Annotated in this window: 27 protein-coding genes; 17 read left to right on the forward strand and 10 right to left on the reverse strand. The window is 60.8% G+C overall.

The window, feature by feature from the left end; all coding sequences use genetic code 11:
• Window positions 1–151: 151 nt before the first annotated feature.
• The gene (locus C5L12_RS15445) at window positions 152–1918 is read right to left on the reverse strand and encodes a sensor domain-containing diguanylate cyclase (protein ID WP_170109101.1); all 1767 of its coding nucleotides are present in this window, start codon (window positions 1916–1918) and stop codon (window positions 152–154) included.
• A 383-nt stretch (window positions 1919–2301) separates the two neighbouring features.
• Here C5L12_RS15445 and C5L12_RS15450 point away from each other — a divergent pair, with 383 nt between their 5' ends.
• On the forward strand, window positions 2302–2793 hold the full coding sequence (locus tag C5L12_RS15450) for a low affinity iron permease family protein (RefSeq protein ID WP_105372942.1): 492 nt from the start codon (window positions 2302–2304) through the stop codon (window positions 2791–2793).
• 18 nt (window positions 2794–2811) lie between these two features.
• Entirely contained in the window at window positions 2812–2982 is a 171-nt protein-coding gene (locus tag C5L12_RS28420) for a hypothetical protein (RefSeq protein ID WP_165924113.1), read from the forward strand.
• Window positions 2983–3032: 50 nt separating this feature from the next.
• Here the strand turns inward: C5L12_RS28420 and preA are convergent, their stop codons facing one another.
• Window positions 3033–4346 (reverse strand): NAD-dependent dihydropyrimidine dehydrogenase subunit PreA, encoded by a 1314-nt coding sequence (preA, locus tag C5L12_RS15455; RefSeq protein ID WP_105372943.1) that lies wholly within the window; start codon window positions 4344–4346, stop codon window positions 3033–3035.
• Between the two features lie 14 nt (window positions 4347–4360).
• Complete coding sequence (locus tag C5L12_RS15460) at window positions 4361–5722, reverse strand: NAD(P)-dependent oxidoreductase (RefSeq protein WP_105372944.1); 1362 nt, start codon at window positions 5720–5722, stop codon at window positions 4361–4363.
• 225 nt (window positions 5723–5947) lie between these two features.
• On the opposite strand from C5L12_RS15460, the gene C5L12_RS15465 reads away from it, so the two are divergent.
• The 3 genes from C5L12_RS15465 to C5L12_RS15475 all read left to right on the forward strand — a co-directional run bounded on the left by C5L12_RS15465 (window position 5948) and on the right by C5L12_RS15475 (window position 7141).
• On the forward strand, window positions 5948–6358 hold the full coding sequence (locus C5L12_RS15465; RefSeq protein ID WP_105372945.1) for a DUF2325 domain-containing protein: 411 nt from the start codon (window positions 5948–5950) through the stop codon (window positions 6356–6358).
• A complete protein-coding gene (locus C5L12_RS15470) occupies window positions 6339–6569 on the forward strand; it encodes a hypothetical protein (RefSeq protein ID WP_105373063.1) in 231 nt (76 codons plus the stop codon). Before C5L12_RS15465 ends, C5L12_RS15470 begins: the two co-directional genes overlap by 20 nt.
• Before the next feature lie 71 nt (window positions 6570–6640).
• Window positions 6641–7141 carry a DUF4405 domain-containing protein gene (locus C5L12_RS15475; protein WP_105372946.1) on the forward strand — a complete coding sequence of 167 codons (501 nt, stop codon included), beginning with the start codon at window positions 6641–6643 and terminating at the stop codon, window positions 7139–7141.
• 28 nt (window positions 7142–7169) lie between these two features.
• Here the strand turns inward: C5L12_RS15475 and C5L12_RS15480 are convergent, their stop codons facing one another.
• The 4 genes from C5L12_RS15480 to C5L12_RS15495 all read right to left on the reverse strand — a co-directional run bounded on the left by C5L12_RS15480 (window position 7170) and on the right by C5L12_RS15495 (window position 9173).
• On the reverse strand, window positions 7170–7490 hold the full coding sequence (locus C5L12_RS15480; RefSeq protein WP_105373064.1) for a DUF423 domain-containing protein: 321 nt from the start codon (window positions 7488–7490) through the stop codon (window positions 7170–7172).
• A gap of 55 nt (window positions 7491–7545) precedes the next feature.
• A complete protein-coding gene (locus C5L12_RS15485) occupies window positions 7546–7935 on the reverse strand; it encodes a group II truncated hemoglobin (protein WP_105372947.1) in 390 nt (129 codons plus the stop codon).
• 73 nt (window positions 7936–8008) lie between these two features.
• Window positions 8009–8188 (reverse strand): hypothetical protein, encoded by a 180-nt coding sequence (locus C5L12_RS15490; RefSeq protein WP_105372948.1) that lies wholly within the window; start codon window positions 8186–8188, stop codon window positions 8009–8011.
• Window positions 8189–8273: 85 nt separating this feature from the next.
• Window positions 8274–9173: a LysR family transcriptional regulator gene (locus tag C5L12_RS15495; protein ID WP_105372949.1), complete on the reverse strand. Its 900-nt coding sequence runs from the start codon at window positions 9171–9173 to the stop codon at window positions 8274–8276.
• A gap of 114 nt (window positions 9174–9287) precedes the next feature.
• On the opposite strand from C5L12_RS15495, the gene C5L12_RS15500 reads away from it, so the two are divergent.
• Window positions 9288–10325: a YeiH family protein gene (locus C5L12_RS15500; RefSeq protein WP_105372950.1), complete on the forward strand. Its 1038-nt coding sequence runs from the start codon at window positions 9288–9290 to the stop codon at window positions 10323–10325.
• Window positions 10326–10382: 57 nt separating this feature from the next.
• Here the strand turns inward: C5L12_RS15500 and C5L12_RS15505 are convergent, their stop codons facing one another.
• Window positions 10383–10580, reverse strand: a complete 198-nt coding sequence (locus C5L12_RS15505; RefSeq protein WP_105372951.1) for a DUF2735 domain-containing protein — start codon at window positions 10578–10580, stop codon at window positions 10383–10385.
• A 443-nt stretch (window positions 10581–11023) separates the two neighbouring features.
• Between C5L12_RS15505 and C5L12_RS15510 the strand changes: the two genes are divergently transcribed.
• Window positions 11024–12064, forward strand: a complete 1041-nt coding sequence (locus C5L12_RS15510) for a glutamine synthetase beta-grasp domain-containing protein (RefSeq protein WP_105372952.1) — start codon at window positions 11024–11026, stop codon at window positions 12062–12064.
• 71 nt (window positions 12065–12135) lie between these two features.
• Here C5L12_RS15510 and C5L12_RS15515 read toward each other — a convergent pair whose 3' ends face one another.
• Window positions 12136–12780: a TetR family transcriptional regulator C-terminal domain-containing protein gene (locus tag C5L12_RS15515; protein ID WP_105372953.1), complete on the reverse strand. Its 645-nt coding sequence runs from the start codon at window positions 12778–12780 to the stop codon at window positions 12136–12138.
• On the opposite strand from C5L12_RS15515, the gene C5L12_RS28155 reads away from it, so the two are divergent.
• The 4 genes from C5L12_RS28155 to hydA are packed head-to-tail and all read left to right on the forward strand — an operon-like array spanning window position 12773 to window position 16310.
• Window positions 12773–13000, forward strand: a complete 228-nt coding sequence (locus tag C5L12_RS28155) for a hypothetical protein (RefSeq protein ID WP_132409269.1) — start codon at window positions 12773–12775, stop codon at window positions 12998–13000. The genes C5L12_RS15515 and C5L12_RS28155 overlap by 8 nt on opposite strands.
• 21 nt (window positions 13001–13021) lie before the next feature.
• Entirely contained in the window at window positions 13022–14275 is a 1254-nt protein-coding gene (locus C5L12_RS15520; protein ID WP_105372954.1) for a Zn-dependent hydrolase, read from the forward strand.
• The gene (locus C5L12_RS15525) at window positions 14275–14859 is read left to right on the forward strand and encodes an endonuclease domain-containing protein (RefSeq protein ID WP_105372955.1); all 585 of its coding nucleotides are present in this window, start codon (window positions 14275–14277) and stop codon (window positions 14857–14859) included. The genes C5L12_RS15520 and C5L12_RS15525 overlap by 1 nt, the downstream gene beginning before the upstream one ends.
• Window positions 14856–16310 carry a dihydropyrimidinase gene (gene hydA, locus C5L12_RS15530; protein WP_105372956.1) on the forward strand — a complete coding sequence of 485 codons (1455 nt, stop codon included), beginning with the start codon at window positions 14856–14858 and terminating at the stop codon, window positions 16308–16310. The genes C5L12_RS15525 and hydA overlap by 4 nt, the downstream gene beginning before the upstream one ends.
• Window positions 16311–16344: 34 nt before the next feature.
• On the opposite strand, the gene C5L12_RS15535 is transcribed toward hydA, so the two are convergent.
• Window positions 16345–16764, reverse strand: a complete 420-nt coding sequence (locus C5L12_RS15535) for a cupin domain-containing protein (RefSeq protein ID WP_105372957.1) — start codon at window positions 16762–16764, stop codon at window positions 16345–16347.
• Between the two features lie 127 nt (window positions 16765–16891).
• Between C5L12_RS15535 and C5L12_RS15540 the strand changes: the two genes are divergently transcribed.
• The 6 genes from C5L12_RS15540 (at window position 16892) to C5L12_RS15570 (ending at window position 25796) form a co-directional block, all read left to right on the forward strand.
• On the forward strand, window positions 16892–17683 hold the full coding sequence (locus C5L12_RS15540; RefSeq protein WP_105372958.1) for an ABC transporter ATP-binding protein: 792 nt from the start codon (window positions 16892–16894) through the stop codon (window positions 17681–17683).
• A gap of 237 nt (window positions 17684–17920) precedes the next feature.
• Complete coding sequence (locus tag C5L12_RS15550) at window positions 17921–18805, forward strand: ABC transporter permease (protein WP_105372959.1); 885 nt, start codon at window positions 17921–17923, stop codon at window positions 18803–18805.
• Complete coding sequence (locus tag C5L12_RS15555) at window positions 18802–19932, forward strand: ABC transporter permease (RefSeq protein WP_105372960.1); 1131 nt, start codon at window positions 18802–18804, stop codon at window positions 19930–19932. The genes C5L12_RS15550 and C5L12_RS15555 overlap by 4 nt, the downstream gene beginning before the upstream one ends.
• A gap of 54 nt (window positions 19933–19986) precedes the next feature.
• Window positions 19987–20952 carry an ABC transporter substrate-binding protein gene (locus C5L12_RS15560; protein WP_105372961.1) on the forward strand — a complete coding sequence of 322 codons (966 nt, stop codon included), beginning with the start codon at window positions 19987–19989 and terminating at the stop codon, window positions 20950–20952.
• Between the two features lie 297 nt (window positions 20953–21249).
• Window positions 21250–22443: an efflux RND transporter periplasmic adaptor subunit gene (locus tag C5L12_RS15565; RefSeq protein WP_105372962.1), complete on the forward strand. Its 1194-nt coding sequence runs from the start codon at window positions 21250–21252 to the stop codon at window positions 22441–22443.
• A gap of 14 nt (window positions 22444–22457) precedes the next feature.
• A complete protein-coding gene (locus tag C5L12_RS15570) occupies window positions 22458–25796 on the forward strand; it encodes an efflux RND transporter permease subunit (protein WP_105372963.1) in 3339 nt (1112 codons plus the stop codon).
• The last annotated feature ends 139 nt before the right edge of the window (window positions 25797–25935 follow it).

Below are 25935 nucleotides of genomic sequence, written 5' to 3' on the forward strand. Positions count from 1 at the left end.
CTATTCGGTGAACGCTTCCATGGCGTCGAAGCATCGGATAGGGACATTTGTCGCCATTCGATACAGTTGAAGCGCATGTCCGATACAGTCGATGCACGCGGCAAATCCGCGACATATTCGCCAAGAGCAACGGGCTTGTAGGAAATACCGGTCATGTGGCCGACTTCGCGATCTGGTACCACGTCCGGTTGGCGTTGATGACCTGATTGCGCCCCGCTTCCTTCGCCCGATAAAGCGCCGCGTCGGCCTGCGTGAACAGAGCCTGAGCAGTGATGTCGCCCGGCGCCTCCGGTGGCAGCGTGGCCGTTCCGATGCTGACGGTGACGTGGCCGAACGGCGGATTGCCCGTATGCGGCAAGGCCAGCGCACTGACCTGCACGCGAATTCTTTCAGCCACTGTCCACGCCCCGCCGATATCCGCATCCGACAGCAGCACCGCCATTTCTTCGCCGCCGTAACGGGCGGCGATGTCGCCGGGACGCTTGACGCAGTTCCTGACGACAGCGGCAATCTGTGCGAGGCATTCGTCGCCGGCGGCATGACCGTAAATGTCGTTCAACAGCTTGAAGCGGTCGGCATCGATCATCAGCAGGGACAATGGCGTCCTGCCGCGCCGGGCCCGCTTCATTGCCTCTTCAAATCGGACGTTGAAGGACCGGCGGTTGGCGAGCTTCGTCAGATCGTCGGTACTGGCAAGCTGATCCAGTTGATCATGCATGATCTTGTGTGTCGTGACGTCGCGAGTGATCGCAACGACCCTCGTCGCGCTCGCTTTGTTTTGCTCCGGCAATTTGCTCAGGGCCGTCTCGAGCCACACCTCCTCGCCGCTCGGCTTCACATGCTTGATGAGGAATTTCTCGTGGGTCGACCCGTTCTGCAACCGCGCTGCAGCCTCCCGAATGGTTGCCTCGGCTTCTTCCGTCATGCCGGCATAGACGCTTTTTCCGATCAATCTATCCGCCTCGATGCCCAGGATCGCGGCCGAGGATGGAGAGACATATTCCCGGATGCCGTTCTCATCAAAACGGGAGATGACGTCGCTCGATGATTCGGCAAGCAACCTGAATTCGGCTTCGCGCGCCGCAAGCTGGGCCTCGCTTTCCTCGCGCCGCTTGAGCTGCTGGCGCCAATGGGACGCGGCAAGGACCGAAATGGCCATCAAAACCAAGGCATAGATCCAGCGGAGCTTGGCCTGTGTCATCCACTCAAGCAGGATCTGCTGCTTCGCGGCCGCGGCGAGAACGACGATGCCGGTCCGCTCGCTCTGATAGAAGCCGCCGATCCGCTGCTGCTGGTCCACCGGAGATCGGTAATGAAAGGCTCCCGCCGTTCTCGCTCTCAGGTGTCGCGCAAAGAGTTCGTGCGCGGCCATGTTGGTGCCCAGGAAGTTTTCCGCCATCGGACCGCGAGCGAGAATCATGCCGTCGCCGCGCGCCATCAGGAAAGACCCGTCGCTCCCGACCGGGAAATTTCGGAAGAAATTGATGAAATGCTTGACGCGAATGGTGGAGACGACAACGCCTCCGAACGAGCCGTCGGCCCGCAGGACCTTCTGTGAAATCGGCCAGACCCAATCCCCCGACAGGCGGCTCTTGATCGGCTTGCCGAGGACCGGCAACGGGAAGGGCTTGGCCTTGTGGTACTGGAAATATTCCCGGTCCGTATAGAGCACGCCCGCCGGCGGCCGGTCAGCCGATGTCGCGATCATGCGGCCTTCCGCATCGATATAGGAAAGTGTGTCGAGCGTCGGCGACGCCTTCATCTGGCGTGTGATCAGCGATTTGATTTTCGCCGCAATATGGGGATGCCCCTCTTCATCGCCAATCACCGCGATCAGGCTGGCAAGGGGGAGCCGCGTGGTCTCGATGACATCGTCCGCATGCTGGGCAATTGCCTCCGCGGTCTGCTCCAGGCTCATCTCGACCCGTCCGACCTCGGCCCTCCAATTTGAGTACTCCGTCCACCCAAGCAGAGCGGAAAAGGCCAGGAACCCGAGCAAGACGGCAATGGGGGTCGTCTTCGTTGACCGGATCACCAAGGCCTTCATAGAATCACTCCAGAGCCGCCTTCGACTCGAATATTCCAGAATACATTACAAAACGCTAAAGAACTTCGCTTCCGCTAGTCCGGGAAATCATAGGCGAAAAACAGTAGGTGTGGCGATGCCCGGAGCCTTCAAGGCCGTTCCGGCATTTGAGCGGCGCAATTCCCCTCGATTGTAACGGCCGGTGGAACCTTCGGCGCGCTTTTAAACTTTCTAGCGTCAGAACGCAGCTGCAGAGGACACCTGGAACATTGAAAATGGCTTCGCCCCGCGGACGCAACAACATATTCGACCGATTCTCGAGCGCCATTGCCGAATGGTCGGGCAAACCAGTCGCTTTTGTTTCGGCCGTCGTTTTCATCATTATCTGGGCGCTGACCGGGCCTCTCTTCGGCTTCTCCGAAACCTGGCAGCTCGTCGTCAACACCGCCACCACGATCGTCACGTTCCTGATGGTGTTTGTTCTGCAGAACTCGCAGAACCGGGATGGCAGGGCAGTTCAGGCGAAACTCGATGAACTCATCCTTACAAGCAAGGCAGCCAACGGATTTGTCGGCATCGAAAAGCTTGACGAGCGGGAACTCCGCAAACTGAGCGACCGCCTCGAGGAACAGGCCAAAGCGCTCGATGATCAGGCGGACAACATCGAGGAAGCGCAGGAAAGCACTGACCCGCTCTTTTCGGCAATTGGCGCGAAATCTTCAGGACTCCAGGAACCTGATGAAAAAAAACGATGTTCAATGCCCTGAGAAACGGAGTGCGGCAGAATGAAACCCGAGGACGAACCAGGACTGGCGCCGTCAGCCGATAGCCACGGGCAGAAGGTGAAAAAGGCCCGCGCCGGCAAAGGCCTTGTTCTGTTCATCGTCGGCGTCGCGGTCGCGGCGCTGCTGCTATACTTGACCATCGGCATCTATGCCGGGATCAGCAGCGGTTGAGAAACGAATACGAAAAGGGCGGCTCGCGCCGCCCTTTCTTGGATTGAAACCTATTCCGCGGCCTGCCGCGCCATCGGATTGTTGGGATGGGTCGTCCAGTTGGCATAGGTCGGCTCGACCACCTTGCCGGTGCGTTTGTCGAGATCGCCGGCGGCAAGCGGCACCATCGTGATGCAGTTCTGGACCGGACAGACATTGACGCAGAGATTGCACCCGACGCATTCCTCCTCGATCACCTCGAAATGCCGGATACCGTTGACGACGTTGGTGATCGCCTGGTGCGAGGTGTCCTCGCACGCGATGTGACAGCGGCCGCACTTGATGCAGGCATCCTGGTCGATATGCGCCTTGGACACATAGTTGAGGTTCAGATATTGCCAGTCGGAGACGTTCGGGACGGCTCGACCGGTAATGTCGTCGAGCGTCCGGTGGCCCTTGGAGTCCATCCAGTCGGAGAGGCCGGTGATCATCTCCTGGACGATCTTGAACCCGTAGGTCATCGCGGCCGTGCAGACCTGCACGTTGCCGGCGCCGAGTACCAGAAATTCTGCCGCGTCGCGCCAGGTCGTGACGCCGCCGATGCCGGAAATCGGCAGCCCGTAGGTTTCCGGATCGCGAGCGATTTCAGCCACCATGTTCAGCGCGATCGGCTTGACCGCGGGACCGCAATAGCCGCCATGGCTGCCGCGGCCGTCGATCGAAGGTTCAGGCGAGAAGGTGTCGAGATTGACCCCGGTGATCGAGTTGATCGTATTGATCAGCGACACGGCATCCGTGCCGCCGGCTCGTGCCGCCCGCGCCGGCTTGCGGATGTCGGTGATATTGGGCGTCAGCTTGGTGATGACAGGCATGCGGGTGTACTGCTTGCACCAGCGCACCACCATCTCGATATATTCCGGCACCTGACCAACCGCCGAGCCCATGCCGCGCTCGGACATGCCGTGCGGACAGCCGAAGTTGAGTTCGATGCCGTCGGCGCCCGTCTCTTCGACAAGCGGCAGGATCGCCTTCCAGGCATTTTCCTCGCAAGGAACCATGATCGAGGCGATGAGCGCCCGGTCCGGCCAGTTCATCTTCACCTGCTTCATTTCGCGCAGGTTCGTATAGAGGTCGCGGTCTGTGATCAACTCGATGTTGTTGAGCCCGAGAAGCCTCCGGTCGGCGCCCCAGATCGCGCCGTAGCGCGGGCCGTTGACGTTGACGACCGGCGGTCCTTCTTCGCCCAGCGTCTTCCAGACCACGCCGCCCCAGCCCGCCTTGAAAGCGCGCTCGACATTATAGGCCTTGTCGGTCGGCGGCGCGGAAGCCAGCCAGAACGGATTGGGGGATTTGATGCCGACGAAGTTGTTGCGGATATCAGCCATGGTTCGATCTCCCCTCAGGCGACGGCGGTCGCCGGCCGCGCCCCGGCGGCCAGGACACGGTTGATGCTCTCGGCGGCGTCGCGCCCCTGCGCCACGGCCGAAACGGTGAGATCCTCGCCAAGGCCGATGCAGTCGCCGCCGGCCCAGACGCCCTCGATCGAAGTCCTGCCTTCGATGTCGGTCGAGATCTTGCCCCTCTCGATCTGCAGCGCCCCGAGACCGGAGGCAAGGAAGCTCTGGCCGATCGCCTTCATGATCTGGTCGGCGGCAATCACGCCGGTTTCGCCGGTACCGACGAGCTTGCCGTCGCGCATCGCGGTATATTCCACCTCGATACCGGCCACCTTGCCGTCCTGACCGAGAATTACCTTAGGCGCCAGCCCATGGCGGATGATGACGCCGTTGGCGGTCGCCAGATCCTGCTCATAGGCGGACGCATTCATATTCTCCTTGCCGCGCCGATAGCAGATGGTCACTTCTTCGGCGCCGAGCAGCTTTGCCTGGATCGCCGCATCGATCGCGGTCATGCCGCCGCCGAGCACGACGACCCGCCGTCCGATCGGAACGGTGGCCTTGTCGGCTGTCTGGCGGAGAGCCGCGATGAAATCGACGGCATCCTCGACGCCTTCGAGTTCCTCGCCCTCGATGCCGAGCCCATTGACGCCGGCAAGCCCCATGGCGAGGAAGACGGCGTCATAGTTCGCCGTCAGATCCGAAAGCGAGAAGTCGCGGCCGAGCGCCACGCCGTTCCTGATCTCGATACCGCCGATCGCCGTAACGTACTCGACCTCGCGCCGGGCAAAGTCGTCGACCGCCTTGTAAGTGGCGATACCGTATTCGTTGAGCCCGCCCGCTTTTTCGCGGGCCTCCAGCATCACCACCGAATGTCCGTGCATGGCAAGGCGGTGGGCGGCCGCAAGTCCCGCAGGCCCTGCCCCGACGATTGCGACGGTCTTTCCGGTAGATGCTTTTCGGCTATAGAACTGCCGCCCCTGCTCCATGGCGATATCGGTCGCGTAGCGCTGCAGCCTGCCGATCTCCACCGGACGGTCCTCGGCGGTGTTGCGCACGCAGACCTGCTCGCAGAGCGTTTCGGTGGGACAGACGCGGGCGCACATGCCGCCCAGGATATTCTGGTCGAAAATCGTCTTGGCTGATCCGATCGGATTGCCCGTCGATATCTGCCGGATGAACAGCGGGATATCGATGGCGGTGGGACAGGCCGTCATGCACGGCGCGTCGTAGCAGAAATAACAGCGGTCGGCGGCGACCAGCGCCTCGTGACTGTCGAGACGCGGGTGGAGATCGGCGAAATTCGACTCGTATTCCGCCGGCGTGAGGCGTCCGGCCTCAATACCGTTTCCCAGTCGATCCATCTTATGTTCCCTCTTTTATGGATTCATGGACAACTATTGGGAAAAAGGTACCACAGCAAAAAAATTTATCAAACGGTAAATTTTTGCCGAAGCCGACTGGTAAGCCGGCCTTCGATATCATGACTTAATCAATCAACTTTAATCTTTACTCACAAAATCAACTTTACTATGGTGCGCGCCATCGAGGGGTTCCGCCCGCACAGACTCGGCCAAACGGGGAGCGTCATGGCAAAGAAGCAGAAGCGCAAGAACGGCAATAGCGACGCCGAGAAGGCATCCAGAACATCGGCCGCCGCCGGCAACGGCGCGATCGACGTCCGCAGTTTCCTTTATGTCGGCGGCCGCGATTGTCAGGTGGCGCACCTTCGCGAGATTGCCAGCGATTTCGGTGCGGAACTAATTCACCACGACGGGGGTTTGCGTGAAGCAGTTTCGCGCATCGATACGGTGCTGCCCTCGGTGGACTGCGTTTTCTGCCCCATCGACTGTATCAGCCACGATGCATGCCTGAGGGTGAAGACCGGCTGCAAGAAGTTCGGCGTCGCCTTCGTGCCCCTGCGCAACGGATCGAAATCGAGTCTGGAGCGGGCGCTCCAGACGATGAAGGAACGCAATGATGAACGAAGAACGTCGTGACGTGAGCCTCTTTATCGGCCTCCACAAGCTTGCTGAACAAAATGGCGACGGTCTGGTGCCCGAGCTTTATGCGCTGCTGGCAAATCGGGCCAATGCGGCGCCGGACATGACCAATGTGGTGGCGTTGCCGGTCGCCCCGCGCCGACGTGACGAGCCGACCCTTTCCGCTGCGGAGACGGGAGTGGTGTTGGCTTTTGACAGGCATCAATAGTTACAGGGATTTAACTACAACAAGGCGTAGTGCTGGGGCAGATATCGTTGAAACGAACGACGGTGCCTCACATGAAAAACTTCTTTCTCCGCTACGCGACCCCGCTTATCACCGGCCTTTTCCTGGTCTCGCTCATCTCCGGCGTCGCCCTTTTCTTCCATGTCGGTACGGCATGGTTTCACGGAATGCACGAATGGCTGAGCGTGGCGCTTATCTTGCCCTTCGTCCTGCACGTTTGGAAGAACTGGCGGCCGTTTACCAACTATTTCCGGCACCTGCCGATGACCGTGGCGCTGCTCGTCTCCGTATTGGGGAGCGCCTATTTCATCTGGCCGAGCAGCGAACCGCAGGCCGGCGGCCCGCCCCAGTTTGCATTCACGCGCGAAATCATCAAGAATCCATTGTCGCAAGTCGCCCCGTTGCTGGGGGATACGTCGGACAATCTGGTGAAACATCTCAATGAACAGGGTTTCTCCGCGGCCGCGGCCGATCTTGCCCTGATCGATATTGCGACGAAATCCGGCAAAAGCGAGGGTCAGCTCATCCAGGCGATCATACCAGCGAGGCAGTAGAACCTCCTCTGCCGCCATCAGGCAAGGTTCAGGCGCGTCTTACGGTGAGAAACGTGCCTGCCGCCACCGCCAGCCAGCCGAGCATCATCAATGTGCCGCCGGTCGGCGCCGCAAAAGGAAACAGCCGGTCGCCGAGATAGTGCCGTGACACCAGGTCGCCGGCGAAGATGATCGTGCCCAACCCGAGCACCAGAGCGGCAAGCGTTGCCGTTCGAAAATGCAGGTGGCCAAGATAGAGCCCGAGCAGGACCGGCGCATGTGCCAGGCACATGGTCGAGGCCGAGCCCAGGAAAACAGTATCGCCGCCGTGGCTGGCAGCCGCTGCCAGAGCCACCCCCGCAGCGCCCATCAGACCGCTCACAAGCAGGATCAACGGTCGCAGTTTGTCCAGCCCCTTCAACGGCCTATTCCTTGTTCTGCATGTGGAAGGCCAGCCGTTCGACCGGCGCCCAGATGATATCGCGCAGTTTCGGATTCTCGATGGTCTCGTCCATCGCCCGACGGAAACAGAGTATCCATTCGTCCCGCTCCTCGGGGCCGATGGCGGCGCCGAAATGGCGCGAGCGCAGCCTTGGATGACCGTATTTCTCCACGTAGACGGGAGGGCCGCCGAGATAGCCGGTCAGATAATCGTACAGTTTGGCTTCGCTGCCTTCGAGGCTCGGCGGATGCACGGCCCGGCAGCGGGCGGCTTCGGGCAGCGTGTCCATCAGCTCGTAGAAGCGCCTGACCAGAGCACGCACCGTCGCGTCTCCGCCGATCGCTTCATAGAGTGTGATTGTTTCGCCTGCCATGCCCACCGCCACATTTGCTGCGTCATGGTGTTAATGGCGTCTCCTCATCAGGGCAAGGGGCACGGCGTCGCACCTAATCCGGTCCGGCGTCGGCTTCCTTTGCATCCGGCTCGGGCAGCGAGCCGGTCCCCGGCGTCTTCTCCTTGTCGGTGAGGTGCGGCTTGGCATGCGGTCCGGCAGCGGGATGTTTTGCCGCGTCTCCCGGTTTCCCGACATGCTCCACCGCTTCTTGAGCTTTCTTGTCTTCTGCCATATCCGATCCCTTGGTTCGTCCTGCCGGGCAAACGTTCTGCAGAAGGAAGGAGTTCCGGTTCTTCGCGCTCTTCCAGTTCTTGCGGTTAGATGCTTTCCTCTTCCATCGGTTCGCTGAGGACGTCGAGCATGGCCCGCAGCGCCCGCGTCGCATGCCGTTCGGCGTGATGGAGCGCAGAAAACTGCCGCACCGGCATTGAAAAATCGGCGACATGCAGTCGGCCGGAAGAAGAATGAGGTTGGGCAGCGCGGCTCGAAATCACGGTCGCGGCAAGGCCTGCCTCGGCTGCGGCCATGGCCGCTTCGTTCGACGGCAGTTCAAGCACGACGGACAGGGATTGCGGCTCGATGCCGAGATTGACGAGCAGCGCTTCGAAGGCCGAACGCGTCCCGGACCCTTTTTCGCGCATGATCCAGTTGGTCTCAAGGAAATCGCCGGACCGTATCTTTCTCCCGTCGGCCCAGGGATGACGGCGGCCGACGACCAGCACCAGCCGGTCTTCTGCCACCTTGCGACGCTTGAGGCCGGGCAGCAGGACTTCGCCTTCCACCACCGCAAGCTCGGCCGCTCCAGCGAGCACTGCTTCCGCAGCGCTCTGCGTATTGCCCACGGTCAGCTGCACGTCGACGCGCGGAAAGCGCTCATGATAACCGACGAGCCGCGCCGGCAGCCAGTAGCTCGCCACCGTCTGGCTGGCGTGAACGCGCAGCACCCCCGAAGCCGAACCTCCGAGATCGGCAAGCATGTGCTCTGCCGTCCGGGCACGCTCCAGCACCGCCCGTGCCTCCGGCACGAAGAGCCGCCCCGCTTCCGTCAACTCGATCCGGCGTCCGACGCGGTTGAACAGGATGACGGAATGCCGCGCTTCCAGCGCCGAGACCGCCGCACTCACGGCGGATTGGGTAAGGTTCAACGCCTCCGCCGCCCGCGTGACGTGTTCGCGCTCTGCTACTTCGAGAAATATCCTGAGCTGTTCAAGGGTCATGCTAGCCAAACCATTCGATTTTTAAGAACGGTATCACAAGACTTATCAATTGGATTTGTGTTTCTTCTCCATCGAGAATGATTTTCCATCATCGCCTCACGCTTTGGAAAAATCATGAAGCAGATCCAACCGGCAGCAGAACACTCCTCCGCCTCTTCGTTCCGCTTCGCCGCTGTCGCCCCTGTTCTTCCCGGCCTCGTTCTGACGGCCGCGATCGCCGCGACGGCGATTGCCATCCGCAATCTGACCGGATGGATGGCGCTGAGCCCGCTTATTCTCTCGATCCTCATCGGCATACTGATCCGCAACGGCGCCACGGTTCCAGCCGCGACGCAAGCCGGAATCACCTTTTCGCTGAAGCGTATTCTGCGCTTCGGCATCATTCTGCTTGGCCTGCAGGTGACTGCAGCACAGATCTTGTCCCTTGGCGGCGGTGGTCTTGCGATGGTCGCGCTGACCCTCGCCGCGACCTTCGTCGCGATCCGCATCGCCGGCCGGATGATGGGTGTCGACCGCTCGCTGACCGATCTGATTGCCGCCGGCACCTCGGTCTGCGGTGCGTCGGCAGTCATCGCGGCCAACACCGTGATTCGCGGAAAGCAGGAACACGTCGCCTATGCGGTTGCCTGCGTCACGCTGTTCGGCTCACTGTCGATGCTTGTTTATCCTCTGCTGGCCGCCCCTCTTGGCCTCGATGCTCGCGGTTTCGGCCTCTGGACGGGCACCACGATCCATGAAGTGGCACAGGTGGTGGCGGCGGCCTTCCAGGGCGGCGATGTCGCTGGCCAGTTCGGGACGATCTCGAAGCTCGCCCGCGTCGTCATGCTGGCGCCGCTGGTCATGACGCTGGCGCTCGCCATGCGCTCCGGTCCGGCGGGCGCCGCAAAGGGTGCCATACCGATGCCATGGTTCGTGCTGGGGTTTGTCGGCATGATGCTGTTCAACAGTGCCGTCCCCATCCCTGCCGGCATCAGCCAGGCGCTCGCGACAGCGACTGCCTTTCTTCTCTCCATGGCCCTCGCTGCCATGGGGCTGCATACGGATATCGGAAACTTGAAAGCGGAGGGCTGGCGCCCCCTCGCGCTCGGCGCCTTCGGATGGCTGTTCATCGCAATCTTCGGATATGCGATGCTCAAGCTATTTGCTTTTTGATAAGTCGGGAGAAAAAGGCAAAGCTCCGCCGGAAAGGCAAAGCCTCTCCATAAGCGCTCAGCAGGGCTTCGGGCGCTCGTTGGTCTTTGAGGTCGAATCCTTGACCGCTTCGTCGTGATACCAGCACGTGTCGACAACGTTGCCGGCGATCTCCAGATCGCTGCTCGGTGCCGTAGCACCGTTATCGAGCCGCCGCCGGGGACGGATGGGGAACTGGTAGATTCTGGCCGTTTCACGATGGATGTCAGTGGTCATCCTATCGTCTCCTAAACCGAATGGTGCATATAGATACACACCAGCACAAATTGCACATTTTTTGTGCTGATTGCACGATTTTATATCACTTCAATCTCGGGCGCTAGGCACTAATTTAGCCGCTTGTGCCTGCCGAAGCTAAATTTGCTCTTTTCGAGCGCCCGCAAGGCAAACGTCTTTCGTCTCCGGCAGTTCCAGACGAGGTGCCGGAGAGGCGCAAAAGCCGCCATTTTCATGAGCGAGCGCTTATTTATGGGACGCAGCCGCCCGGTCGGATAGGCCGGCATCTCTCGCCTTCACACTTTTTTAAGAAAAAATGACACCCGGCCTTCAAACTGGCACGGGATATGCACTCCCCTTGTTCATGCCCGAGGCGCGGCCCATTCAGGCGCCGCTTCCTCAGGATGGCTCAACCATGAACACCACGGCCTGAGAGATAAAAAATGACGAAGTATAAGCTCGAGTACATCTGGCTCGACGGTTACACCCCGACCCCGAACCTGCGTGGCAAGACGCAGATCAAGGAATTCGACAGCTTCCCGACGCTCGAGCAGCTTCCGCTCTGGGGCTTTGACGGTTCGTCGACCATGCAGGCCGAAGGCCGCAGCTCCGATTGCGTGCTGAAGCCCGTCGCGCTTTATCCTGACCCAGCCCGCACCAACGGCGTGCTGGTAATGTGTGAAGTGATGATGCCCGATGGCGTCACGCCGCATCCGTCGAACAGCCGCGCAACCATCCTCGACGACGAGGACGCGTGGTTCGGTTTCGAGCAGGAATATTTCTTCTACGAAAACGGCCGCCCGCTCGGCTTCCCGGAATCCGGCTTCCCGGCTCCCCAGGGTCCGTATTATACCGGCGTCGGCTACAAGAACGTCGGTTCAATCGCCCGCGAAATCGTTGAAGAGCACCTAGACCTCTGCCTCGCTGCCGGCATCAACCACGAAGGCATCAATGCCGAAGTGGCAAAGGGCCAGTGGGAATTCCAGGTTTTCGGCAAGGGCTCCAAGAAGGCCGCCGACCAGATCTGGATGGCGCGCTACCTGCTTCTCCGCCTCTGCGAAAAGTACGGCATCGACATCGAGTTCCACTGCAAGCCGCTCGGCGACACGGACTGGAACGGTTCGGGCATGCACTGCAACTTCTCCACCAAGTTCATGCGCGAAGTCGGCGGCAAGGCCTATTTCGAGGCGTTGATGGCCCAGTTCGAAAAGAATCTCATGGACCACATCAACGTCTATGGCCCGGACAACGACAAGCGCCTGACCGGCAAGCACGAAACGGCTCCGTGGAACAAGTTCTCCTACGGCGTTGCCGACCGCGGCGCTTCGATCCGCGTTCCGCATTCCTTCGTCAAGAACGACTACAGGGGCTATCTGGAAGACCGCCGCCCGAACTCCCAGGGCGACCCCTACCAGATCGCTTCGCAGGTTCTGAAGACGATCTCGGAAGTCCCGACCGCCGGTTTCGCCTCGGCCGCCGCCTGATCCCATACCCCAAGACTGCAACGCCGGCCCCAGGCCGGCGTTTTTTCTTTTCTGCCGAATATATTGGACAGTCAGTCCGCCCCAACCCGCAGTCCATTCATGTAGAGCTGTTCCAGAAACCGGGCGGCATCTTCGAAACGGCCTTCGCCTGCGGCCTCCTGTCCGAGGACTGCCCGCACCTGGACGTCGAAATCCGCATAATGCTGCGTCGTCGCCCAGATCGAGAAGATCAGGTGATAAGGATCGCATGCGGCAATCTTGCCGGCCCGCGCCCAGGCGCGGATGACCTCCGCCTTCTCGTCTACGAGCTCCTTGAGCGGCCCCTTCAGCTCGTCCTCGATATGCGGTGCTCCCTGCAGGATCTCGTTGGCGAAAAGCCGGCTCTCGCGGGGGAAGTCGCGGGCCATCTCGAGTTTTCGGCGGATGTAGGAGCGGATTTCCGCTTCGGGATCGCCTTCGGCATCGAAGGCACGCAAAGGCTCCAGCCAGGTGAACAGCACCCGGTCGATGAGCTGGCGGTGGATCGCCTCCTTGGTGCGGAAATAATAGAGGAGGTTCGGTTTCGACATGCCGGCCGCATCGGCGATCTGGTCGATAGTCGAGCCACGGAAACCACTGGAGGAAAAAACGTCGAGCGCCGCCTCGAGAATGCGTTCCTCCTTTTCCTCCTGGATGCGCGTGCGCCGCTGCGTCTTTGCAGCCCTCGGAATGGCCATCCTGTTCCCTCCCCTGTCCGCTTCGCTTCGCCGATCACATTTCTCTGGATTTTTGCTGATTTTCGGCTTGAGTGATGCTGCGGAAATTGTAATGTTTTACCAATCGGTCAAATTATCGGCGACAAGCAAAACAAAGGCAATGCCGATCTTCCAACGCCATGCGGATGAAGGACCATTGGGAACAAAAAGCATGCCGCCCGCGGCAAAAGCGGACGCGTGAAAAACAGGTGAGGACAATCTGATGGTGGCAGCACCAGGCGAGAACTTGCGCGTCAACGGCGACCGTCTCTGGGACATGCTGATGGAGATGGCGAAGATTGGCCCCGGTATTGCCGGCGGCAACAATCGCCAGACGCTGACGGATGACGACAAGGAAGGCCGCAATCTCTTCAAGACATGGTGTGATGAAGCAGGGCTGACACTCGGCGTCGACAGGATGGGCACGATGTTTGCCACCCGCGCCGGCACCGATCCCGATGCGCTGCCGGTCTATGTCGGCTCCCACCTCGATACCCAGCCGACCGGCGGCAAGTTTGACGGCGTGCTCGGCGTTCTTGGAGCGCTGGAGGTGGTGCGCACCATGAACGACCTCGGCATCAGGACGAAACATCCGATCGTCGTCACCAACTGGACGAATGAGGAAGGCGCCCGCTTCGCGCCGGCCATGCTTGCGTCGGGCGTCTTCGCCGGCGTGCATTCGATCGACTACGCCTATTCCCGCAAGGATCCGGAAGGAAAGAGTTTCGGCGACGAATTGAAGCGCATCGGTTGGGTGGGCGACGAAGAGGTCGGCGCGAGAAAGATGCACGCCTATTTCGAATACCACATCGAGCAGGGGCCGATCCTGGAGGCCGAAAACAAGCAGATCGGCGTCGTCACCCATTGTCAGGGCCTCTGGTGGCTGGAATTCACACTGACCGGTCGGGAGGCCCATACCGGCTCGACGCCGATGAATATGCGCGTCAATGCGGGGCTCGCCATGGGCCGCATCCTGGAAATGGTGCAGGACGTCGCGATGAGCGAACAGCCGGGTGCCGTCGGCGGCGTCGGCCAGGTCTTTTTCTCGCCGAACTCGCGAAATGTTCTGCCAGGCAAGGTCGTCTTCACCGTCGATATCCGCACCCCCTCACAGGAAAAGCTCGACCGCATGCGGGCGAAGATCGAGGCGGAAGCGGCAAAGATTTGCGAGGCGCTCGGCGTCGGCTGTTCCGTCGAAGCTGTCGGCCATTTCGATCCGGTGACTTTCGACCCAGTTCTGGTCGGGCGCGTGCGCGAGGCCGCGGAAAAACTCGGCTACAGTCACATGAACATCATCTCCGGCGCTGGCCACGACGCGTGCTGGGCGGCCAAAGTCGCGCCCGCGACGATGATCATGTGCCCCTGCGTCGGCGGCCTTTCGCACAACGAAGCAGAAGACATTTCCAAGGAATGGGCGGCTGCGGGAGCGGACGTGCTGTTCCACGCCGTGCTGGAGACGGCGGAGATCGTGGAGTGATGGCAAGCACCGAGGCCTTGGCCCCCTCATCCGCCCGTTGGGCACCTTCTCCCCGATGGGAGAAGGGAGGGCGTGCCGCAGCCTCAACTTTTCCCTTCTCCCCAGCGGGGAGAAGGTGGCCCGAAGGGTCGGATAAGGGGGAGCGGCAGCTGCCCAAGGACGATGTTACCAAGCGCCGTCCGGGAAAAACTTCGCAAGCCCGGCAGCTCCGTCAAAATGAAACGGAAGAGGAATACCATCTCTGGAGCGACCTGCGCGCTCGCAGGCTCAATGGTTACAAGTTCGCACGCCAAGTACCATTAGGTCCCTACATCGTGGATTTCCTTTGCCGCGAGCACAGCCTCGTCGTTGAAGTTGATGGCGCTCAACATGCAGACAACGCTTATGATGGCAGGCGGACCGGCTGGCTGAACGCTCAAGGGTACGCAGTGCTGCGTTTTTGGAATCACGAAGTTTCGCGTGCACGCCCCTCCGTACTCGAGACAATTCTCGCAGCGCTAAGCGGCCACCTTGAGGCAGACCCGGCCTCCGGCTTTTATTCACCGGCCTCATTCAAAAAAGAGAATAAGGAACGAAAACCATGACCACAGTCATCAAGGGTGGAACCATCGTCACCGCCGACCTGACCTACAAGGCGGACGTCAAGATCGACGGCGGCAGGATCATCGAGATCGGACCGAATCTTTCGGGCGACACGACGTTGGACGCTGCAGGCTGTTATGTCATGCCGGGCGGCATCGACCCGCATGTGCATCTGGAAATGCCCTTCATGGGCACCTACTCCTCCGACGATTTCGAGAGCGGAACCCGCGCCGCGCTCGCCGGCGGCACCACCATGGTGGTGGACTTCTGTCTGCCCGAACCGGGTCAGTCTCTGCTCGATGCGCTGAAGCGCTGGGACAACAAGGCGACCCGCGCCAATTGCGATTACTCCTTCCATATGTCAGTCACCTGGTGGGGCGAGCAGGTCTTCAACGAGATGAAGGCCGTCGTGCTGCATCACGGCATCAACACTTTCAAGCACTTCATGGCCTACAAGGGCGCGCTGATGGTGAATGACGACGAGATGTTCGCCTCGTTCCAGCGCTGCGCCGAACTCGGCGCCCTGCCCCTCGTCCATGCCGAAAACGGCGACGTGGTCGCAGCCATGCAGCAGAAGCTCATGGACGAAGGCAATAACGGGCCGGAGGCGCATGCCTATTCCCGACCGGCCTCCGTCGAGGGTGAGGCGACCAACCGCGCCATCATCATCGCCGACATGGCGGGCGTGCCGCTCTATGTCGTCCACACATCCTGCGAACAGGCGCATGAGGCAATCCGCCGTGCCCGCCAGAACGGCATGCGCGTTTATGGCGAACCGCTGATCCAGCACCTGACGCTCGACGAAAGCGAATATTTTAACAAGGACTGGGACCATGCCGCCCGCCGCGTCATGAGCCCGCCCTTCCGCAACAAGCAGCATCAGGACAGTCTCTGGGCGGGCCTTGCATCGGGCTCGCTGCAGGTGGTGGCGACCGATCACTGCGCCTTCACCACAGAACAGAAGCGTACCGGCGCCGGCGATTTCCGGAAAATCCCGAACGGCACCGGCGGCCTCGAAGACCGCATGCCGATGCTCTGGACCTATGGCGTCAATACCGGCCGCATCACCATGAACGAATTCGTGGCCGTCACCTCCACTAATATCGCCAAGATACTCAATATCTATCCGCGAAAGGGCGCCATCCTCGTAGGCGCCGATGCGGATATCGTCGTCTGGGATCCGAAGCGCTCAAAGACGATTTTGGCCGGAAACCAGCAGTCGGCGATCGATTACAACGTCTTCGAAGGTAAGCAGGTGATGGGTCTGCCCCGCTACACGCTCACCCGCGGCGTGGTCGCCATCGAGGAGGCCACCGTCAAGACCCAGGAAGGCCATGGCCAGTTCGTCAAGCGCGAACCGTTCCAGGCGGTCAACAGGGCGCTTTCCACCTGGAAGGAGCTGACCGCGCCGCGCAAGGTGGAACGGACAGGCATTCCGGCAAGCGGGGTGTAATGTGAGGGCGATGCAGCAGGCCGGCAATGAACAGTCAGGCTGGAATCTCCACCAACCCATCCAGCTCCGGCAAAAGCACGACGCTTTCCTGCTCGTTGGGATCGGTGCGGGCGATCACCGCCGTGCAGGGCGTGTTCGACAGATTGGCCGGCAGATGCGGCACTCCGGCAGGAATATACATCAGCTCGCCGGCATGCAGCACGACATAGTTCTCCAGCCGGTCGCCGTACCAGGTGTGGGCCGAACCGGAGAGCATGTAGATCGCCGTTTCGTGCGTTTCATGCAGATGCGCTTTTGCCTTCACGCCCGGCGGGATGGTGAGCAGATGCATGCAGATGCCCCTGGAGCCGACGGTCTCGGCGGCAATGCCTTGAAAGTAGCTCAGTCCCTGCTTCCCGTCATAGGTGGCATCGGGTTTCACGATACGGCAGGTGGGTTTTGAAACAGTGTCCATTGCGTTCTTCCTCCAGACGACGGCATCGTCTTCAAACTTACCATGATCCGATGCCTTTTGGTGATACGCCTTCCCTTCAGAATACGCCCGGCCTCCCGGACGATATCCAGCATGGACTTTATATCCAATGTCAGTGACTTCCCTCTCCGTCGTTTCCGCCAGAAAACTAGGCCTGACCTTTGAAACCGGCGACGGCCCCGTCCATGCGCTCTCGAATGTGGACCTGGAAGTCAGCAAGGGCGATTTCGTCTCCTTCATCGGGCCGTCAGGCTGCGGCAAGACTACATTCCTCAGGGTCATCGCCGATCTGGAAAAAAACACCGATGGCGAGATCACCGTCAACGGCATGACGCCCGAAGAGGCGCGTAAATCCCGCTCCTACGGCTACGTCTTTCAGGCGCCGGCCCTTTATCCGTGGCGGACGATCGAAAAGAACATCGCACTGCCGCTGGAGATCATGGGACATTCGGCAGCCGAACGCGGAAAGCGCATCGAACGCACGCTCGATCTCGTCAACCTGTCGGGCTTCGGCAAGAAATATCCCTGGCAGCTGTCCGGCGGCATGCAGCAGCGTGCCTCGATCGCTCGCGCGCTTGCCTTCGATGCTGATCTTCTGCTGATGGACGAACCCTTCGGCGCGCTGGACGAAATCGTCCGCGACCATCTGAACGAGCAGCTTCTGAAACTCTGGGCGCGAACCGAAAAGACAATCTGTTTCGTGACCCACTCCATTCCGGAAGCCGTCTATCTGTCGACCCGGATCGTCGTCATGTCGCCCCGCCCGGGCCGAGTGACCGATATCATCGAATCGACGCTGCCGAAGGAACGGCCGCTCGAAATCCGCGAAACGCCGGAATTCCTGGAGATTGCCCACCGGGTGCGCGAAGGTTTGAGGGCGGGGCACAGCTATGAGGAATAACGCCTTGTTGCGTGGGTATGCTCCCCTCTGTCCTGCCGGACATCTCCCCCTCAAGGGGGGAGATCGGATAGCAGCATGGCTCAGACCTCAAGTCGGATCCGAGATTGCCGCGCCTACCGCCAAGGCGCTGAATATTTCGCAAAGGTGGTCCGTCTGGCCGATCTCCCCCCTTGAGGGGGAGATGTCCGGCAGGACAGAGGGGGGTGGCCACGATCCGCAGCCTCGGGGAGCCATCGCATGAAGCCCGACTCCCTCAAGAACCGCACCCTCCCCGTCCTCACCATCCTCGTGGTGATCGTCGCCGTCTGGTACGTCGGCGCCTATTTCATGAACGCGCCGTTCCAGCGCGATCTCGATCGGCGGGGCAATGTCACATCGACAGCGATGGAGTTCGTCGGCAAGACCATGGCACAGCCGAAACCGGTGCTGCCGGCGCCGCATCAGGTGGCGCAGAACCTTTTCGAAAACACCTTCCTGCGCCGCGTCACGTCCAACCGCAGCCTCGTCTATCATGCCTGGGTGACACTGTCCTCGACGGTCGCCGGCTTCACAATGGGCACGTTGCTCGGCATACTGATCGCGGTCGGCATCGTGCATGTGAAGGCGCTCGACCGCAGCCTGATGCCCTGGATCATCGCCTCGCAGACGATTCCGATCCTGGCGATCGCCCCGATGGTGATCGTGGTGCTGGCGGCGGTCAACATCACCGGCCTCCTCCCCAAGGCGCTGATCTCCACCTACCTCTCCTTTTTTCCCGTCGCGGTCGGCATGGTGAAAGGCCTGCGCTCGCCGGAACTGATACAGCTCGATCTGATGCGGACCTATAATGCCAGCGCCGCCCAGACCTTCTGGAAGCTGCGCGTGCCGGCATCGATCCCTTTCCTCTTCACGTCGATGAAAGTGGCGATCGCCGCAAGCCTGGTCGGCGCGATTGTCGGCGAACTGCCGACGGGTGCCGTCGCCGGCATCGGCTCCAAGCTCCTGGCCGGCGCCTATTACAGCCAGACGATCGACATCTGGGCGGCGTTGATCGCCGGCTCCGTGCTGGCCGCCCTCCTGGTCACGATCGTGGGGATCGTCGCCAGGATCGTCGATCGCTCCATGGGCGGGAGGCCGGCATGAGGCGGTTGAAGCGCAATTGGCAGCCGCTGCTTGCGGGCCTGCTGACGGCTCTGGCCGCAGCCCGGCTGCCGCTCACCCTCCCCGACGCGCCGGCTCCCATAGAGGGCGGCATGACGATAGCTTTGATAATTCTTGCCGCAGCACTCAATGTCGTGCTGACGCTGGGAGATCGCGGGCATGCAATGCGTGCCGGTGTTCTCTTCGTCGGAGCCCATATTCCCGCCGCCATGTTGCTTTCCAGGCTGGACGGAAATGAGGGGCAGATGTCCGCCTCCTTTTTCCTGATGATCGCGGCGAGCTGGCTCCTCGCCTGGGGCACCGTTTCCGAACTCGCGCAGATCGAGCCCCGGTCTTCCACGGCCCGCTCCTTCCTGCGCCTGCTGATCCCGGCGATCTTCGGCATCTGGATCCTGATCCTCTGGGAGGCCGTCACCCGAGGGGCCGGAATCCCCTTCATCCTGCTTCCGCCACCCTCCGCGATCGGCGCCCGCATCGCCGGCTCGGTTTCCGTCCTCTGGGCCGATGTCCAGCAGACCATCTTCAAGGCCGTACTGTTCGGTTATGTGGTCGGTTGCGCATCGGGGTTCGCCGTCGCGATCCTGGCCGACCGCTTCGCTTTCCTGCGCCGCGGCCTTATTCCCATCGGCAACATGGTCTCGGCCCTGCCGATCATCGGCGTGGCGCCGATCATGGTCATGTGGTTCGGCTTCGACTGGCAGTCGAAGGCGGCGGTCGTCATCATCATGACCTTCTTCCCGATGCTGGTGAACACGGTGGCGGGTCTCGGTGTGGCGGGCGCTATGGAACGGGACCTTATGCGCTCCTACGCATCCGACTACTGGCAGACGCTGATAAAGCTGCGCCTGCCCGCCGCCATGCCCTTCATCTTCAACGCACTGAAGATCAACTCGACGCTGGCGCTGATCGGCGCGATCGTCGCCGAGTTCTTCGGCACGCCGATCGTCGGCATGGGCTTTCGCATCTCGACCGAGATCGGCCGCATGAATGTCGATATGGTTTGGGCCGAAATCGCTGTTGCAGCGCTGATCGGTTCGGTTTTTTATGGCGTCGTGGCGCTTGTCGAGAGGGCGACGACGTTCTGGCATCCGTCTAACCGTGGTGGCTAGACGCTGATATCCGGCTCGGGCCAACGGGGCCGGCAAACACAGAGGGAAACGACAATGAAAAAGATCATGATGGCATTGATGGCAGGCGCCATGTCGCTTGCCGCAGCCCAGGCGATCGCCGCCGACAAGGTGACCCTGCAGTTGAAATGGGTGGCGCAGGGCCAGTTCGGCGGCTATTTCGTCGCCAAGGACAAGGGCTATTACGAGGAAGAAGGCCTCGACGTGACGATCAAGCCGGGCGGTCCGGACATCGCTCCGGAACAGGTGATCGCCGGCGGCGGCGCCGACGTCATCGTCGACTGGATGGGCGGCGCGTTGGTTGCCCGCGAAAAAGGCGTGCCGCTGGTCAATATCGCCCAGCCGTTCCAGAAATCCGGCCTGCAGCTGATCTGCCCCAAAGACGGCCCGGTGAAGACCGAAGCCGATTTCAAGGGTCACACGCTCGGCGTCTGGTTCTTCGGCAACGAATATCCCTTCTTTGCCTGGATGAACAAGCTCGGCCTCAAGACGGATGGCGGCAAGGACGGCGTAACGGTTCTGAAGCAAAGCTTCGACGTGCAGCCACTCGTTCAGAAACAGGCAAACTGCATTTCGGTGATGACCTACAACGAATACTGGCAGGCGATCGACGCCGGCTTCAAGCCGGAAGACCTGGTCGTCTTCAACTACACCGCCATGGGCAACGACCTGCTCGAGGACGGCCTCTATGTCACGGAGACCAAGCTCAAGGATCCGAAGTTCAAGGAAAACATGGTCAAGTTCGTCCGCGCCTCCATGAAGGGCTGGAAATACGCGCTTGAAAACCCTGAGGAAGCAGCCGAAATCGTCATGGACAACGGCGGTCAGGACGAGAACCACCAGAAGCGCATGATGGGAGAAGTCGCCAAGCTGATCGGCGACGGCAAGCTGGACATGGCAACCTACGACCGCACGGTGAAGGCATTGCTGGACCAGAAGATCATCAGCAAGAAGCCGGAAGGCGCTTATACGACCGACATCACTGCCGCGGCGCTGAAATAAAAATCGGCTATCGGCCATATCAAGAGAACGCATGAACTATGCTTCATGCGTTCTCCGAAATTTTTTGACGTAAACCATAACCAAAAGTCATCCATTCCATAACGAGCATGGATTGATTTGTGCGACGCAAACACGTAAAAGTTCAGTCCTGATGAATCTTTCGCTGCCGGTCTTGTAACCGCTTTTGGCGTTTACCACCTAGATCCGGGATATCGCGCGCAGAGGGGGCGCAGCGAGACCGGGGAGGTTCCCAGCGAAATATTTGCCCCTTTTTTAATTCAGGTCGGACATAAACACATGTTTCGCAAGTTCTCGAAGTCTGCCGGCATTTCGGCGATCCTCCTCTCGCTTGCCGCGGGTTCCGCCCTGTCACAGGAGGCCCAACCCGCAGCCGCATCGCAGCCGAAGCTGCCTTCCATCGTTGTTACAGAGACCGTAACCAAGCCGCTCGTCGACCGGATCATCGCAACCGGCACGATCAAGCCCGTCCAGGAAGTCTATGTCCAGCCTCTGGTAGAGGGACTGTCGATTAAGATGCTCAACGCCGATATCGGCGACGAGGTGAAGGCCGATAGTGTGCTGGCGACGCTGAACGAAGACGCATTGCTCCTCGAAAAGAGTCAGCTCGAAGCCAACAAGGCAAAGGCCGAGGCAGGTCTTGCCCAATACAAGGCGCAGGTGATCGAAGCCGAAGCCAATCTGGCGGATGCCACACGCCAACGCGATCGCACCAAGCGGCTCAGCCAAAGCGGCACCAGCACGGTTTCGCAGGTCGAACAGGCAGAAGCATTGGTCGAAGTACGGCAGGCACAGTTGAACGCCGCCAAACAGTCCGTTGCCGTGGGTGATTCCGACATCAAGGTCGTAGAGGCCCAGATCGAGGATATCGATCTGAAGCTCGCCCGGACCGGCGTGAAGGCGCCCGTGTCCGGCGTTGTTTCGGCCCGTAGCGCCAAGGTCGGCGCGATTGCCAGCGGCACCGGCGAACCGCTGTTCACGATCATCCGGGATGGCGCGATCGAACTCGTGGCGGATCTCTCCGAGACCGACATCCAGAAGATCAAGGTCGGGCAGAAGGCGCTTGTCTCGGTTGCCGGCGGCAAGACAAAGATCGAGGGCAAGGTGCGCCTGGTCTCCCCGACCGTCGACGCGGCGACAAGGCTTGGTGCCGTTCATATTGTCATCAATGATGAAAGCGGCGCCCGGGCCGGCATGTATGCCAGTGCGGAGATCGTCGTTACCGAGACCAGCGCGCTGGCGCTCCCGCTGTCTGCCGTCATTACTGGCCGCGACGGCTCCAGTGCCCGCAAGGTTGAAGACAATGTGGTCAAACAGGTGAAGATTGAAACCGGCATCCAGGATGGCGGTTTCGTTCAGGTGGTCAGCGGTCTCGAAGCCGGTGATCTGGTTGTTGCCAAGGCTGGTGCTTTCGTGCGGGACGGCGACAAGATCGCCCCGGTCCTGGCCGAGCCCGCGGCTGTTGCGAACTGAGCTGAGGTTGACTCATGAATTTTTCCGCCTGGTCGATCCGTAATCCGATCGCGCCGCTGCTCGGCTTCGCGCTGTTGCTCTATCTGGGGTTCCAGTCGTTCTTCACGCTGCCGATCACCCGTTTCCCGAACATCGACGTCCCGGTTGTTTCGATCACCGTAACCCAGAGCGGGGCTTCGCCTGCCGAACTGGAGATGCAGGTGACCAAGGAGATCGAAGACGCCGTCGCATCGATCAGCGGCATCGACGAGATCCAGTCCACCGTGACGGATGGCCAGTCACAGACGGTGGTGATGTTCCGCATCGAAAAGCCCACCGAAGAAGCGGTGCAGGACACCAAGGATGCCATCGATAAGATCCGCAGCGATCTGCCGGCCGGCATCGAAGAGCCCGTCGTCTCCAAGATCGACGTCGAAGGCCAGGCCATTCAGACCTTTGCCGTTTCTTCGCCCAACATGACGCTCGAAGAGCTGTCGTGGTTCGTGGACGATACCGTGAAGCGCTCGCTGCAGGGCCAGCCGGGCATCGGCCGTATCGACCGTTACGGCGGCGCTGACCGTGAAATCCGCGTGTCGCTGAATGCAGCGAAGCTCGATGCCTATGGCATCACCGCAGCGGATGTGAACCAGCAGCTTCGCGGCACAAACGTGGACCTCGGTTCAGGCCGTGGGCAGGTAGCCGGCAACGAGCAGACCATCCGCACGCTGGGCGACGCCCGCGACGTGGCCCAGCTTTCCGATACGTCGATATCGCTTTCCAACGGTCGTTTCGTGAAGCTGTCGCAGCTCGGCACGATCACCGACACCTATGAAGAGCCGAAATCCTTCGGCCGCTTCAAGGGAACGCCGTCCGTCACCTTCGCGGTCTTCCGCGCCAAGGGCGCAAGCGAGGTCTCGGTTGCGGAAACGGTCGCGGAAAGCCTCAACGAGGTGCGTAAGGCCAATCCTGATGTGACCATCGAGATGGTCGACGACGCCGTCTACTACACCTATGGCAACTACGAGGCGGCTCTCCACACGCTCATCGAAGGTGCGATCCTCGCCGTTATCGTCGTGCTGCTCTTCCTGCGCAACTGGCGTGCGACCCTGATCGCCGCCGTGGCACTGCCGCTGTCGGCGATCCCGACCTTCTGGATCATGGACATCATGGGGTTCTCGCTGAACCTCGTGAGCTTCCTGGCGCTGACGCTCGCCACCGGTATCCTGGTGGATGATGCGATCGTCGAGATCGAGAACATCGCCCGCCATATCAAGATGGGCAAGACGCCCTACCGGGCGGCGCTGGAAGCCGCCGACGAAATCGGTCTTGCGGTTATCGCGACGAGCTTCACGATCATCGCGGTCTTCGTGCCGGTGTCCTTCATGCCGGGCATTCCGGGTCAGTACTTCATCCAGTTCGGCCTGACGGTCGCCTTCTCGGTCTTCTTCTCGCTGATGGTGGCGCGCCTCATCACGCCGCTGATGGCCGCCTATTTCATGCGCGCCGAAGACGCGATGGACGACCACCACGACAACGACAGCCGTCTAATGAAGGCCTATACGCGCCTTATCAGCGGCACGACCCGCAAATGGTACTGGCGTTATACGACGCTGCTTGCGGCAATCGCCTTCCTGGTCGGCTCGGTCATGCTGCTCGCCCAGGTTCCCGGCAGTTTCATACCGCCGGAAGACGCCTCGCGCGTCGTGCTGTCGGTGGAACTGCCACCGAACGCCACGCTCGACGAGACCGACGCGACGACGACGCAGATCTACGAGGCGATCCGCGATATCGAGGGCGTCGAAAGCGTCTTCGTGCTGGGCGGCGCATCGCCCAAGGGCGACCTCGAACTCCGCCGCGCCACCGTACGCGTCATCCTCGGCAATATCGAACATTCGCTCGTCAAGACCCTGGTTAACAAAGGGCTCGGCTCAATCCCGATCCTCGGCGATTACCTGCCGAAGATGGAGGTGAAGGGCCGCGTCAAGCCACAATGGGATATCGAGAAGGAGATCCTCGCGAAGCTGCAATCCATTCCGGATGTTCGCGTCGCCAAGCTCAACGACCGCGCCGAACGCGATCTTTCGTTCAACTTCCTCTCCACCAACGAGGCGGACCTGAACGACGCCGTCAGTCTGCTGGAGTCACGCCTGCGTGCCTCGCCGATCCTTGCCAATGTCAGTTCGGAAGGTGCCCTGCCCCGTCCGGAACTGCAGATCCGGCCGCGCATGGACGAGGCTTCACGGCTCGGCATCACGCCGCAGCAGATTTCGGAAACCGTCCGTGTCGCGACGATCGGCGATGTCGATGCGAATCTGGCGAAGATTTCGCTCGATGACCGGCAGATCCCGATCCGCGTACAGGCTTCGCTTGATGTCCGAAGGGATCTGGCCGCCATCCGCGCTCTGAAGATCAAGACCGCGAGCGGCCAGAGCGTGCCCCTCTACAGTGTCGCCGATATCGACTATTCGGAGGGTCCGAGCTCGATCAAGCGCAACGACCGCAGCCGCGTCGTCTCGATCGGTTCGGATGTGCCCTTCGGCACCGCGCTCGACACGGCAAGTGCCGAATTCAAGCGAATCGTCGAAGAGACCAAGCTTCCCCCGAGCGTACGGCTTGCGGAAAGCGGGGACGCCAAAATCCAGGCCGAGATGACGCAGAGCTTCGGCAACGCGATGCTGCTTGGCCTGATGCTGGTGCTGGTGGTGCTGATCCTCCTCTTCAAGGATGTGATCCAGCCCTTCACCATCCTGTTCTCCCTGCCGCTTGCCATCGGCGGTGTGGCGGTCGCGCTGATCCTGACACAGAATGCCATGTCCATGCCGGTGCTGATCGGCATCCTGATGCTGATGGGCATCGTCACAAAGAACGCCATCCTCTTGGTGGATTTCGCGATCGAAATGCGCCGCCACGGGATGGAGCGCGTTCACGCCATGGTCGAGGCCGGCCGCAAGCGCGCCCGGCCGATCATCATGACCTCGATCGCCATGTCGGCAGGCATGCTGCCTTCGGCGCTCGGCATCGGCGAAGGCGGTTCGTTCCGCGCGCCAATGGCGATTGCGGTGATCGGCGGGATCATCGTCTCGACGGTGCTCTCGTTGGTGGTCGTGCCGTCCTTCTTCCTGATCATGGACGACCTCTCCCTTCTGCTTGGCAAGCTCTTCGGCCGGTTCGTCGGCAAGAAGGAAGCCGAAGATCTCGGTCTTTCACCGGAAGAGCTCACGCAGGAAGCACGCAGGAATGCGCAGTCGATCGCCTCGCTGGAAGAACGCCTCAACCAGATCGAGCGCCAGATCGGCGCCAACGACGACCGGGCCGCACCGGGTGCGCAGGCCGGCAGCAAGGTACTGCGCCTGCCTCCGATGGCCGCCGAATAAGCGCCATTCGCCAATGCTTCAAGAAACGCCGGGCCTTTGGGTCCGGCGTTTTTCGTTGAAGAAGAAATGGCGAGAAAAATACGGCATATTTGATCGGCGTCAAAAACCGCTTTCATGAAACTGTTATTTTGGTGCCATC

The sequence above is a fragment of the Neorhizobium huautlense genome (genome assembly GCF_002968575.1).
GTDB lineage: Bacteria > Pseudomonadota > Alphaproteobacteria > Rhizobiales > Rhizobiaceae > Neorhizobium > Neorhizobium huautlense.